General features: G+C 74.3%; 10 protein-coding genes. 4 read left to right on the top strand and 6 right to left on the bottom strand.

The features are described from left to right. Positions 1 to 208 precede the first annotated feature (208 nt). Positions 209 to 1,192, top strand: coding sequence for a glycosyltransferase family 2 protein (locus ACFWRV_RS04425; protein ID WP_384328077.1), 984 nt, complete (start codon positions 209 to 211; stop codon positions 1,190 to 1,192). Continuing rightward, positions 1,189 to 2,523 carry a polysialyltransferase family glycosyltransferase gene (locus ACFWRV_RS04430; RefSeq protein ID WP_384328080.1) on the top strand — a complete coding sequence of 445 codons (1,335 nt, stop codon included), beginning with the start codon at positions 1,189 to 1,191 and terminating at the stop codon, positions 2,521 to 2,523. Before ACFWRV_RS04425 ends, ACFWRV_RS04430 begins: the two co-directional genes overlap by 4 nt. 72 nt (positions 2,524 to 2,595) lie before the next feature. Here ACFWRV_RS04430 and ACFWRV_RS04435 read toward each other — a convergent pair whose 3' ends face one another. The 5 genes from ACFWRV_RS04435 to ACFWRV_RS04455 form a co-directional block, all read right to left on the bottom strand. Beyond that, positions 2,596 to 3,693, bottom strand: a complete 1,098-nt coding sequence (locus tag ACFWRV_RS04435; RefSeq protein ID WP_384328083.1) for an acyltransferase — start codon at positions 3,691 to 3,693, stop codon at positions 2,596 to 2,598. 61 nt (positions 3,694 to 3,754) lie between these two features. After that, a complete protein-coding gene (locus ACFWRV_RS04440; RefSeq protein ID WP_384328086.1) occupies positions 3,755 to 6,085 on the bottom strand; it encodes a polysaccharide pyruvyl transferase family protein in 2,331 nt (776 codons plus the stop codon). Then, a complete protein-coding gene (locus ACFWRV_RS04445) occupies positions 6,082 to 7,401 on the bottom strand; it encodes a hypothetical protein (protein ID WP_384328089.1) in 1,320 nt (439 codons plus the stop codon). Before ACFWRV_RS04445 ends, ACFWRV_RS04440 begins: the two co-directional genes overlap by 4 nt. A gap of 66 nt (positions 7,402 to 7,467) precedes the next feature. Next, on the bottom strand, positions 7,468 to 8,862 hold the full coding sequence (locus tag ACFWRV_RS04450; protein ID WP_384328092.1) for a polysialyltransferase family glycosyltransferase: 1,395 nt from the start codon (positions 8,860 to 8,862) through the stop codon (positions 7,468 to 7,470). Between the two features lie 3 nt (positions 8,863 to 8,865). Beyond that, the gene (locus tag ACFWRV_RS04455) at positions 8,866 to 9,849 is read right to left on the bottom strand and encodes a glycosyltransferase family 2 protein (RefSeq protein ID WP_384328095.1); all 984 of its coding nucleotides are present in this window, start codon (positions 9,847 to 9,849) and stop codon (positions 8,866 to 8,868) included. Between the two features lie 176 nt (positions 9,850 to 10,025). On the opposite strand from ACFWRV_RS04455, the gene ACFWRV_RS04460 reads away from it, so the two are divergent. After that, positions 10,026 to 10,487: a MarR family winged helix-turn-helix transcriptional regulator gene (locus tag ACFWRV_RS04460; protein WP_384328098.1), complete on the top strand. Its 462-nt coding sequence runs from the start codon at positions 10,026 to 10,028 to the stop codon at positions 10,485 to 10,487. 19 nt (positions 10,488 to 10,506) lie between these two features. On the opposite strand, the gene leuE is transcribed toward ACFWRV_RS04460, so the two are convergent. Further along, entirely contained in the window at positions 10,507 to 11,190 is a 684-nt protein-coding gene (gene leuE, locus ACFWRV_RS04465) for a leucine efflux protein LeuE (protein WP_384328101.1), read from the bottom strand. Between the two features lie 225 nt (positions 11,191 to 11,415). Between leuE and ACFWRV_RS04470 the strand changes: the two genes are divergently transcribed. Next, a complete protein-coding gene (locus ACFWRV_RS04470; RefSeq protein WP_384328104.1) occupies positions 11,416 to 12,507 on the top strand; it encodes a L,D-transpeptidase family protein in 1,092 nt (363 codons plus the stop codon). The last annotated feature ends 140 nt before the right edge of the window (positions 12,508 to 12,647 follow it).

Consider the following 12,647-nt stretch of genomic DNA (forward strand, 5'->3'; position numbering starts at 1 on the left):
GTCCTAGAAGTTAGGAAGGCATTTCGATGCGCGGCCCAACGTGATGGCAACAGATGGTTAACAGCGAGCCGACGATTGGGGGACCGCCCCGAATACGCCCTCAATTCCCACCCTGGAAAGGGTGATTCACCTGGGCGTCGGGCGTTGTTCACCTGTTGGGCGCATTGCGGAAAAGGAAAGGGCCAGGGGCGCACCTAACGTGATGCGCGTGGTTAAGCTCTCCGTCATCGTGCCGTTCTTCAACGTGCAGACCTACGCGCCCGACACCCTCAGAAGTCTGCGGGCCAACGCCCGCGAGGACTTCGAGTTCCTTCTGGTCGACGACTGTTCGACCGACGGGACACCCCGGCTGCTGCGCCGGGCCGCGGACGAGATCCCCGGGGCCGTGCTGCTCCGGCATGAGGTGAACGGCGGTCTGGCGACCGCGCGCAACACCGGTCTGGAGGCCGCCCGCGGGCAGTACATCGCCTTCCTGGACGGCGACGACTGGCTGGCGCCCGGGCACTACGAGCGGCTGGTGGCCCGGACCGAGGCGCTGGGCTGCGACTTCGTGCGCACCGACCATGTCCAGGTGAACGGCAAGACGCGGACCGTACGCCGGGTTCCGCACGGGCCGCACGGTGTGGTGAGCGACCCCCGGGCCGCGATCCTGCCGGCCCACCGCACCACGTCGGTGGACTACGCCTTCGCCTGGGCGGGCCTCTACCACCGGCGGCTGCTGGACCGGGGTCTGCTGCACTTCACCGACGGGCTGCGCACCGCCGAGGACCGGCCGTGGATCTGGCGGCTGCACCGGGAGGCGGAATCCTTCGCCACCCTGGGCCTGCTCAGCCATTTCTACCGGCGCGGGGTGACGACTTCCCTGACGCAGATCGGCGATGTGCGTCAGCTCGATTTCCTGCGCGCTTTCGACCAGGTGGTCGCCGATACGGCCACCGACCGTGACGCGGACGCCTTGCTGCCGAAGGCCGTACGCACGTATTGCGCGGTGATCGCCCACCATCTGGGCGCCCTCGACAAATTCGAGCCGCCGGTGGCCCGCGAACTGAAGGCGCGCGGGGCCGCGGCCCTGGGACGCCTTCCGCAGCGGCTGCTGGACGAGGCTCTCGACTCCATGGACGTGACACGGGCGACCCGGGTGCGCAGGCTGCGCCGCCGTCCGGCCGCCGAGAAGGGGGCCTCGGCCGCATGACCATCCGGATCTTCCACGCGTCGTCGCCCGAGGCGACGGTGCTGCTCGCCGCGGCGATCGACGCGGGCTGCTTCACCGAGCCCGACCGCCGGATCCTGCTGCTGTCCCGGACCGGGCCGGCCCCGGAGGCCGTCGCCGACGTCTCGGAGACCGTCGGCTTCGCACGGCTGCGCGCCCGGTTCGACGAGGTGCTCTCGTGGAACGACGCGATCGCCCCCTTCCATCCGGACGACTGGAATCCCCGGGCGGACGACGCCCCGCTGTGGGAGCGCCACTTCCGGCGCGCCTGGGGCCTTCGCGAGGAGCAGCTGGAGCTGGTGGTGGACTCCCCGCACGCCGGCCCCGCCCGGGCCCTCACCCAGGTGTTCGCCGGTGTGCCGGTCGATGTGTACGCCGAGGGGCCCGGCGGCTACGGACCGACCGGGGGCAAGATTTCCCCGCTGACCGGGGCCCGGGTGCGGCGGCTGCTCCATCCGGACCTGGTTTTCGGGGTGCGTCCGCTGCTGCTGGGCGAGTACGGGGTGGAGCCGCAGACCGTGCCCACCGAGGCGATCACGAAGGTCATCGCCGAACTCGCCGATGGCGAGCTGGAGTTGCCCGCCGTCGAGGCGCCCGCGCTGCTGCTCGGGCAGGAGCTCGCCGGGGCCGGGCTGATCCCGGCGGCCGAGGAGGCGAAGCTGCGGCGGGAGATGGTGCGCGGGGCGGCGGCGCTCGGTCACACCCGGCTGGTGTTCGCGCCGGACCCGTACGCGGCCTGGGAGAGTCCGGCGGCGCTGCTCGCCGAGGCGGACCGGCTGGGCGTCGAACTGACCGTGCTGGAAGGCCCGTCGCCGGTCGCGGCGGATGTGCTGCTGCACCGGCTGCGGCCCGCGCTGGTCGTGGGCTGCACCTCGACCGCGCTGTTCGGGGCGGCCCGGTTCCACGGCCTGCCGGTGGCGACGGTCGGCACGGGGCTGCTCCTGGAGCGCCTGACCCCGTACGAGAACGCCGAGCGGATACCGGCGACGCTCGCCGACGCGCTGCTGCCCGAGGTGACCGATGCCGACGGGGTGGCCGGGCAGCGCCCGCGCGGCGACGTGGAGTCGGACGGCCTGCCCGCCGCCGTCGCGTTCGCGATGCGGCCGAAGGTGCGCCCCGATCTGCGCCCGGCCGCCGAGCGCTACCTCGCCGCACACCTGGACAGCCACACCTGGCGCTACTTCAAGCGCCGCCGCCTGGCCTCGCTCGCGCTGCCGGGGGTGGTCCCGGCCCGGCTGGCGTTCCTGCGCTCCAACCCGGCCCTCCGCCGGCTGGCCCGGCGGGCCAGGGCGCTGCGGAGCGGCGGGGGCTGAGCAGGGGCCCGCACGGGGTCGGCCGGGCGGCCGTACTAGGTGGGCCGGGCCGCACGGGGCCGGCCCGGGCGATCAGCCCAGCACCTTGCCGGCCCCCGCCCGGCCCCAGAGCAGAGCCGCGCCGAACGACAGGGCCGTCGTGGCCGCCGTCACCCCGACGACGAGCGCCACGGCGGCCGGGCCGCCCAGGTCCGCCCGGACGAAGGCGTCGGTCAGGACGCCGAGCACGAGGACGTGCACCAGGTAGGCCCCGAACGACGCGTCGGCCAGCCGGGTCAGCGTGGGGCGCATCCGCTCCGGGACGCGCAGGCCGTGCAGCGAGATCAGGACGCCGCAGCCGAACAGGGCCACCAGGATGTGCGCGTACGGGATCGCGTAGTGCACCTCGTGCTGGTACGCGATCACCCCGGCCAGGCCTGCCGCCGCGAGCAGCATCCAGGGCCACCGCCGCCTGCCGAACGTGCCGGCGGGGGCGGCGAGCAGCAGCGCCCCGAGCACCGCGTAGATCAGCTGGTACGGCGCGAAGCCCCAGCCGAAGCGCGGCAGTTCGCGGCCGATGGCCTCGGCCAGATCACCGAACAGCGACGGGGCGGCCGCCAGGACCAGCAGGACCGCGCCGAGACCCCACGGCCGCTTGCCCGCCCGGACCAGGACGACCAGGCCCAGGACCATGATCACGGGGAGATAGGCGTACAGGTACCAGAGGTGGTACGCGGGGCGGACCGAGGCGAACACGGAGTCCAGGGCGAGTTGACGGACCGGGTCGTCGTTGGTGCCGCGCAGCTTGCCCCAGGCGAGGTAGAGCGCGGTCCAGACGGCGAGCGGCACGACGATCCGCACGATGCGCCGCCGCAGCCGTGCACCGTCCTTCGGCGGGGCCCCGGCCAGGACCACCCAGCCGGCGATGGCGAAGAAGAGCGGCACGGCGAACCGCCCGACGGAGTCGGCGGTCAGCCCGGCCCAGTAGGTGCCGGGCCCCTGCGACGCCGTACGCCCGACGGTGTTCACGAACGCCGAGCCGGCGTGGAGGCCGATCACGCCGACCGAGCAGAGCAGCCGGATCAGGTCGATGTCGTAGCGGTGCTCACGGACGGGGCGCGTCGCCTCGGGGGCCGTCGCCGCCGGGGCGGAGGCGGAGGCCGGGGCGGAGGCGGGGGGTGTGGTGGACATGGTCCTCGGGGGGTGGGCGGGGCGGGTCACGCGTAGTGACCACGGGCCGGGGCGGCGCGGGTCACGCGTGGTTGCGGGGGCGGGCGGTGTGGTCCCGGTCGGCGGCGGGCCGGGGCGCGGGTACCGCGAGGCTCGCGTCCGGATCGCCGAACGGGTCGGGCAGGCCGGTCAGTCCACGCAGCAGCGCGAGGTTGTCCCGGGTCACCGACCAGAGCATCCGCTGCCGGTCGTGGACGTCGGCGACCGCCGCCGGATGGTCGGCCAGCACCGCGCGGGCCCGCTCCGCGAGCCGGGCGCCGAGAGCGCGCTCGTGGACGGAGACGCCCCAGTCGGGCCGGTCGATGTCGGCCAGGAAGTAGGCCAGTTTCGGGTGCGAGACCAGGCTGATGACGGGGGTGCCGCAGCCGAAGGGGATCATCCCGGCGTGCCCGCGCATCCCGATCACCAGCCGGGTGCGCCGGTAGAGGTCGCGGATGGCGTCGTTGGAGAGCAGGTACAGGGGCTCCACGGGGAGGGTGAGGCCGTGCTCGCGGCGCAGATCGTCGACGAAGCGTTCGTCGGCGGGCATGTGCGCGGCGTAACGGACCTGCGCCGACGCGGACAGGGCCCGGATCGCCGCGGCCATCTCCGCGAGGAAGTGCCCGTAGTCGTGGCCGAAGCGGAGCCCGGCCCGGTCGTAGGCGCAGTTGATGAGCACGGTGTCCTCGCGTGCCGCCGGTTCGGCGAGGCGGGGGTCGAGGTGGCGGGCGACCGTGGTGGGGCAGGGCTGGTAGCGGACCTTCTCGCGGAGGGACGCGGGCAGCAGTTCCCTCACCCGGGCGACGGAGCCGTGGTTGCGCAGCCCGAAGAAGGCGGACCGCTCGACCAGGGCCCGCAGGGAGTCCGCGAACCGCTCGCGGCGGTAGCGCTGGCCGTCGAAGACGTTGTAGCCGACGGCGAAGACCGCCAGGGGGGCGGTGATCCGGGCGAGCACGTCGTCGGGGATGTTCCACTGCCAGCCGCTGTTGCCGTTGGGCGCGGTGTCGGGGAGGAAGAGCCCGCCGCCGCCCACGATCACCGCCCGCCGGGCGTTGAGGCGTTCGAGGCCGGCCTCGTCGACCAGCAGGTGCGCGTGCTGCTGGTGCCAGCGGTCGGGGCCGGTGTCGGCGGTGAAGCAGCTGCGGACCGCCTCGGGCAGCACCTTGTCGCCCGCGTTCTCCTCGCCGTCCGCGAACAGCGCGACGTGGGCGACCTGTTCGCCGGGCGGGGTGCCCGGCGAGGCCGCGTCGCCGGCCGTGCTGCCCCTCTGGGACGTACGGGCGTACCAGGCACGGCAGTTGGCGTCGGTCGGGTCGGACTCCAGACCGGCGAGCGCATATCCCCGGGCATCCTCGGTACGGCCCAGCAGCCAGGCCAGCCGGGCGAGCTGGCCGAAGGCGCGGGGTGCGAAGTCCGGTGAGGCGGTGGCCAGGAGGAGGTGCGTCTCGGCCTCCTCGTACCGCGACAGCGCCATCAGGCAGACGCCCAGCGTCTCGTGGCAGCGCGGCAGGTCGGGGCGGCCCGCGACGGCCTCGCCCAGCAGGGCGACGGCCTGGTCGTGGTGGCCGCGCCCCCGGTGGATCTCGGCGAGCTGCCGGACCAGGTCGATCGGGGGCCGGGGCCGGTCGGGGAGCGGGAGCGCGAGGTGCAGCAGCAGGTCGGGGTGGAGGGCGCCGGGGCGGGCGAGGCAGGCGGCCCGGAAGGCGTCGTCGTCCAGCTCGAACCGTTGCCTGGCGGCGTGGGCGGGGCCGGTACCTCCCGTGGGCACGCCGGCGAAGTTCAGGACGACGACGCCCTCGGGCACCGGCAGGTCGTCGTGGAGCCGCAGCGCCCGGAAGTCGTACCGGGAGTCCAGGGGTACGAGGAGGCCCTCCGGGACGTCCTGCGCGGCGGGCGGTACGGGGTCGAGATCCTGGCGCTGGACGACCAGCAGCCCGTCGTCGGGGATGCCGCCGTGCGGGTCCGGGGCGCCGTCCGGGCCGGGGCGCGGCACGGCGGCCACGCCCGTACGGAGTCTCAGCAGGGCGTCGAGCCGGCCGAGGACGACCATGGCGGGGGTGAGGGCGAGGACGGTGTCGTAGCCGTCGAGGCGGAACACGTCGTGCGGTCCGCCGGCCGTGCGCGGGATCAGCCGGGGGTGCAGCCGGCGGGCGGCGTCGAAGGCGGCGTCCGGCAGGCCGGGGTGCAGGACGACGACGTCCTCGCAGAGACCCGGGTTGCTGAGCGCGAGGCTGCGCAGGAGGGCGTGGAGCCCGGGCAGTTCGTCCGCGTCGGCGACGTGCACGGCGAAGGCGATCCGCCGCTTCCCGGTGACGGCACGGCGGTCGTCGGCGGGGTCGGTGGCGGTCACCGTGGAGGGGGCGGGCGTGGTCATCTCAGGCTGATCCTCACTGCGGTGTCGTCCGCGTTCCCGGTCCGCGCCCCGATCCACTCGCGCTCGCGCGGGGACAGGGCCGCCGGTCCTTCGAACCCGATGAGGTCCACCCGGGCGGGCGTGCCCAGGAAGTCGAGGAGCCGCAGCACGGTGTACGCGGTGCTCGCGGGCCCGTCGCCGTCGGGCGTCCCGCCGAGCAGCGCCGGATCGTGCAGCGGGCGGCGCAGCGTCGCGTCGCCGACGCGGTCCTGCGCGCCGGGGACGAGCCGGGTGCGCAGGGCGAGCCGCCAGTGCGGGAGCGGGTCGCCGAAGACCAGACGGGCGGCTGCCCGCCGGTCCCACCCGGGGCCCTGCCACGGGGCGTCGCCGCGCAGGGTGACAACGTGCAGATCGGTTCGGGCGGTGGGGGCGGCATGGCGTACGGCGTCGCAGCGCACGACGAGGTCGTAGCCCTCGATCAGGGCGGCGAGCGAACCGCCGGGCCGCTGTTCCTGCTCGGCGGTGCGCGGCGTGTCCGCGACCAGGCAGACCGTCCGGCCCGCGACGAGTCGGCGCAGACCGGGTACGCCGATGGGCTCGGCCCCGCCGAGCAGCGGGTCGGCCATCGGGTCGCGGTCCGCGAGCCGGCGGTGCTCGGCGTAGAGCGCGGCGAGCCGGCACACGGCCGGGTCGGCGGCCCCGAGTTCGGCGGTGCGGAGCCGGACGAGTTCGGTGAAGGCGGCGCGGGCCTCGGCGGCGGGCAGGTGGCGGGAGAGGCGGAGGCCCGCCGCCCCGTCGGCGAAGAGTGCCAGCGCCTCGTCGATGCGGTCGCCCGCGGCGCGGAGGGTGGCGATCCGGCGTTCGACGTCGCGTGAGGCGGCGGTGTTCTGCTGGAGCGCGAGGTGGCGTTCGTACGCGGTGATCGCCTCCTCGCCCCGGCCGAGCGCGTCCAGGGCGTTGCCGCGCAGCCGCCAGGCGCCCTTGGAGCGGGCGCGCAGGGCGGTCGCCTCGTCGGCGAGGGCCAGGGCGAGGCGGGCCTCGGCGTCGCCCCCGCTGTCCAGTGCTTGCTGTCCGGTCCGCAGCAGCGCGTCGAACGCGTCGGCGCCCGGGGTGGAGCACGCGGTGGTCAGGGCGCCGATCGACGCGATGAGCCGGGTGCGGCGGGCGTCGGTGAGGGGCCCGGAGGCGGCGAGGGCGGCGAGGTGGTCGCCGCAGAGCCGCAGGGCGGCCAGGAGCGCCGGGTCCGGTCCGCCGCCGGGGCGTTCCCGGGTCGGCGTCCCCGGCCGTCCCGCTATCGCACGTACTGACGTGAGCAGCCCGGTGAGGGTCTGGCCCATGCTCGTTCCGCCGTTCTGTGAGTCGGACGCCGGCGCCGGGGTTCGGGTCCCGGCCCCGGACCCGGGTCAGAGGCCCAGGGTGCTGCGGGTGCGCCGTACGGTGCGGCGCAGCCGGACCGCCGCTCCCCGGGGGCCGCCGCCGGGCAGGGTGAGGCTCTGCAGCCGGCGGCGCTTGAAGTAGTGCTGGGTGGTGGGGTCGAGGTGCTCCCGCAGCCAGGCCTCGGCCCCGGGGCGCAGCCCGGGGTGGAGCTTGGCCTGCATGCAGTACCCGACGGTCCGCACCAGCGGGGCGAGGGTGTCGGGCGGGGTGCGCGGCAGGTGGGGGACGGCCCCGCCGTCCTGCGCGTCCAGGTCGGGCACGAGGTGGTCGGTGATCGTCAGCGGGATGCGGTTGCTGTTCTCGTACGGGGTGATCCGGTCGAGGACGAGCCGGGTGCCGACGCGGGCGACGGGGATGCCGTAGTAGGCGGCGGCGGTGAACATCGCGGTGGAGAAGCAGCCGACGACGAGGGTGGGCGCGCACCGCTCGTACAGCGTCTCGGCGAGCAGCGGGCTGTCCAGCGTGGTGAGTCGTACGCCGAGTTCGGCAGCGGCCTCGTCCAGGGCGCGGGAGTAGCGGGCCGGGGCGGTGGGGTGCGGCTTGAAGAGGATGGAGGTGTGCCCGGCGCGGGCGGCTCCGCGCAGCATCCGGATGTGCAGGTCCTCCTCCTCCTCCGGGGTGAGGATGGTGAGGGCGGCGAGGTACTGGCCGAGCAGCATCGCGGTGGGCGCGGCGGCCTCGGCGGCGGCGAGCCCCTTGTCGCCCTCGGCCGCGGCGGCGATCTCGGAGAGGACGGCGCGGAAGGCGTCGTCGGGGACGAGTTCGGGTTCGACGCCGGCCTCGGCGAGGAGGAGCGGGCGCAGTCCGGTGACCAGGTCGAGGTGGAGGACGCGGCGGATGCGGCAGGCGATGGACTGGGGCATCCGGTTGCGGGTGGGGCCGTAGGTCATCAGGCCGTCGGCGTAGACGTGGACGGCGCTCGCGGAGAAGATCGCGGCCAGCGCGCGGGCCGGGTTGACCTGGATGGACTCCACGGCGAGGTCGACGGGGGCCTCGGGGGCGATGTCCCAGGCGAGGCGGAAGGCCCGCTGCCACAGGACGGTCTCCTCGGAGCGGGGGCCCCAGCCGCCCGGGTGGTGCGGGCTGATCGCCTCGTTCCAGTCGACGACGGAGTCGAAGCGGGCGGCGAGGGATCCGTAACCGCGCATCTCCTCAAGGCGCAGGGCGGTCTCGGGGACGGCCGCGTTGTTGGAGACCAGCAGGATGCGGTGGCTGTCGACGGCCCGGCCGAACTGTCCGGCGTCGAGCGCGGCGGCGAGGGTGGCCGCCCCGTACAGGGTGGAGACCTGGAAGATCTGGGTGCGCAGGGGCGTGCGTACGGAGGTCGGTACGGGCGTGGGTACGGGATCGGGCACGGTCATCGGTCAGGCGGCCTTCTGCTTGGTCTGCTTGGCCGGCTTGGTGCGCAGACGGCTGAGCAGCGTGCCGCGCCGGTCGTCGATCATCGTCAGGGTGCGGTCGAGCACGTCCTGCGGCATCCGGCCCAGCGCGGCGGTGGACTCGGCGCGCAGCCGCCGGGCGGTGGCGGGCTCGTAGTCGTCGGCCTTCTCGTTGTGGAAGGCGATCATCGCGCAGTAGGTGCGGACGGCCTTGGGCAGCAGGGTCTCCGCGTCCCGATCGGCGCGCAGTGTGTCGAGCAGCGTGTCGTAGGAGGCGAAGAAGTCGAGCTGACGGGCGTCCTTGATCTGCGTGAGGGAGGTGGTGACCCCGCGCCGGTAGAAGATGCCGTACAGCCCGAGCGACGCGTAGGTGCGGGCGCGCAGATGGAGCTGCCAGACCCACAGCCGGTCCTCGGCGGTGCGCAGTTCGGTGGCGAAGCGCTGGGCGCCGTCCGCGAAGAGCCGCCGGTGGTAGATCCCGGCCCAGACGAACGGGTAGTCGACCATGGTCTCGCGCTCGGGCGCCCCGATCCCCTCGCGGGGGTCCAGCACCGTGTCCCGGAGCGGGGCGGGGGCGCGCCGCACGACGCGGGTGGTGCCGGTGGACTGGACGTGGTCGGTGCGGGCGAAGTCGCAGTCGAGATCCTGGGCGGCGCGCACCAGCCGGCCCAGATGGCCGGGGGCGTACCAGTCGTCGCCGTCGAGGAAGGTGAGCCAGTCGCCCTCGGCGGCGTCGATTCCGCTGTTGCGGGCGGCCGCGATGCCGACGTTCGTACCGTGTCTGATCACCCGGGCGCGCGGCAGCCGCTCGGCCCAGTGGTCGACGATGTCCTGCGTGCCGTCGGTGGACGCGTCATCGACCAGCAGGAACTCGATGTCCGGGTCCGCGTTGCGGGCCAGACTGCCGAGCGTGGTCGGAGCGTAGGCAGCGACATTGTGGAGCGGTACGACAACGGACAGTTTCGGCACGCGTGCCCTCGCCTTCGATCATGGTCCCGACAACGTAGTGAGACGGCGGAAGGATCGGGTGACGCCCGCCACGACAGCGGGTGAACTCTGCACGTCCGCCGGATGACCGGGCGCGCGCCGGGGGACTTCGCACCCGCGCTTGACCTCAAGCCCGCTTGAGGTCCTACGTTCCAGGCATGAACTACTCACACGACGACGCGGGACTCGCCCGCCAGCCGATCGGTTACTGGAGCTGGGCCGCGCACGAGGCGACGGTCACCCACATCAGGTCCGCCCTGGCCGAGCACGGCCTCACCCAGCCCCCTTGGTGGGTGCTCAACCAACTGGACGGGGCGGACGAGGAGGGACGGGACCGGGCCGAGCTGGTCGCCATGCTCAGCGGCTACCTCGACACCGGGGCCGACGGCATGGAGGAGGCCGTTGCCGCCGTCCTGGAACGGGGGCTGGCCACCGAGGACCCCGGGGCCCGGCTGCGGCTGACCCCCGAGGGGCGGGCGCTGCGCGAGAAGGCGCTCGCCCGGGTCGCCCGGGCGAGCGCGGAGATCCACGAGGGCATCCCCGAGGCGGAGTTCGTCGCCGCGCTCAAGGTGCTCCAGCGGATGATCCACAACGTCGGGGGGAAGGCCTGGCACCACTGAGGCCCGCCGCCCCCTCGGACTACACGCTGCTGAGCGAGAGCTTGGCCGCGAACCCGAGGAACAGGACGCCGGCCGCCGAAGTCGCCCCCGCCGACAGCCGCTTACGCCGACGGAAGACGGCGGCCAGCCGGGTGCCGCCGAAGATCAGCACGGAGAGATACGCGAAGCTGGCGAGCTGGAGCAGGGTGCCCAGCACCAGGAACGACAGCGCCGGATAGGCATAGCCCGGGTCGACGAACTGGACGAAGAAGGAGATCAGGAACAGGATCGCCTTCGGGTTGATCAGACTGACCACCAGCGCCCGGCGGTAGGGCCGCTCCACGGGGCCCGCCGCCCCGGCAGCCTCGGCCGCGTCAGCCGTCTCGACCGTCTCGGCCAGTTCGGCGGTGCGCCGGTGCCGCTCGCGCCACAGGCTCACGGCGGCCCGGAGCATCCCGATGGCCATCCAGGTCAGATAGGCCGCGCCCGCGTACTTGACGATCGCGAAGAGCAGGGGCGTGGTCGTGAGCAGGGACGCGGCGCCCAGCGCGGCGAGCGTCATCAGGACGGTGTCCCCGGTCCAGACGCCCGCGGCGGCCTTGTAGCCGGTACGTACGCCGCGTCGGGCGGCGACGGACAGCACGTACAGCGAGTTCGGCCCCGGCAGAAGAACGATCAGCGCAAGGCCGGCGAGATACGTCGGAAGATCGGTGACACCCAGCATGAACGGAGTCTCGCACGTGCGTGCGGGGCGCCGTCCAGGGGGTTTCATCAGGTGATATCGGCCGGCCGGCGCCGTGTCGGCCCCGGCCATGATCGACCGGGCGACCGCTCGGGGGGCTGGACGCGCGGCGGACGTCCGACAGAGGATTCGGTGACCGGGCCGGACGGGAATCCGTACAGAAGGCGCCGGGACGGCGGGGCGGCGGGTGAGCCAGGGGGACTGAGCATGGCGGACACGAACAGCCGGTGGGACGTGCGGGGACCGAGGGACCCGCACGGGACGCGGACGCCGGAGGCGATACCGGGGCCTGTACGGGGGGCCAGGTCGGGGCCCGTACCGGGAGCCGGGTCGGGGCCCCTACCGGGGGCGATACCGGACCCCGTACCGGCAGCGACATCACGGCCCGCACCGGCGCGTCGCGCCGCCGCCGTTTCCCTCGTCGCGCTGGCCGCCCTCGCGACGGGGTGCGAGGCCGGGGCCGCCGAGGGGGCGCAGGACGTGCCGCCGCCGGTGCGGGCCACGCAGGCCGCCGCCCCGACCGCCGCCCCCTCCCCTACGCGCACCGCCCCCGCGGACGCGAAGCCGCGTACCGCGCCGACGCCCGCCCCGCGGGCGTCCACCACCCCGCCCGCCCCGGACCCGACGACCGCCCGGCCGGCCCCGGAGCCGAGCACGGCGCCCCCGCCGCGGGTCCTGATGCGGACCGGGTCGGAGAGCGACCGGGTACGCGAACTCCAGGCCCGGCTCCGCCAGATCGGCCACTTCGGGCGCAACCCCACCGGCTACTACGGCTCCGTCACCGCCGACGCCGTACGGTCCTTCCAGGCCAAACGGAGCCTGCCGGTCACCGGCAGCACCGACGAGGTCACCTGGAAGCGGCTGCTGGCCATGACCCGGACGCCGACGGCCGCCGAGCTGGCCCCGCCGACCGAGCGCCCGGTGGCCGCGCCGGACGAACGGTGCCTGACGGGCCGGGTCCTGTGCATCAGCAAGGAGAGCCGGACCCTGGCGTGGATGATCGACGGCAAGGTCGTCTCCGCGATGGACGTGCGCTTCGGCTCGGAGTACACGCCCACCCGCGAGGGCGTGTTCGAGGTGTTCTGGAAGTCCCGGGACCACGTGTCGACGCTCTACGACACCCCGATGCCGTACGCCCTGTTCTTCAGCGGCGGCCAGGCGGTGCACTACTCCGCCGACTTCGCGGCCGACGGCTACGGCGGCGCGTCGCACGGCTGCGTCAACGTACGGGACAAGAAGAAGGTCGCGGCCCTCTTCGACCAGGTGAAGAACGGCGACAAGGTCGTCGTCTACTGGTGAGCCCGGCGCACGGCCGACCGGGGTGAGGAGAGAGGGCGCGGGCGGGACCGGGGGAACGTGTCCCGCCCGCGCCGATGCGCTGAGCCGAAGGTACGGGGGGAACCCCGGCTCGTTGCGCGGCCGATGACCAGTCGGCTCAC

The sequence above is a fragment of the Streptomyces sp. NPDC058576 genome, assembly GCF_042718715.1.
Lineage (GTDB): Bacteria > Actinomycetota > Actinomycetes > Streptomycetales > Streptomycetaceae > Streptomyces.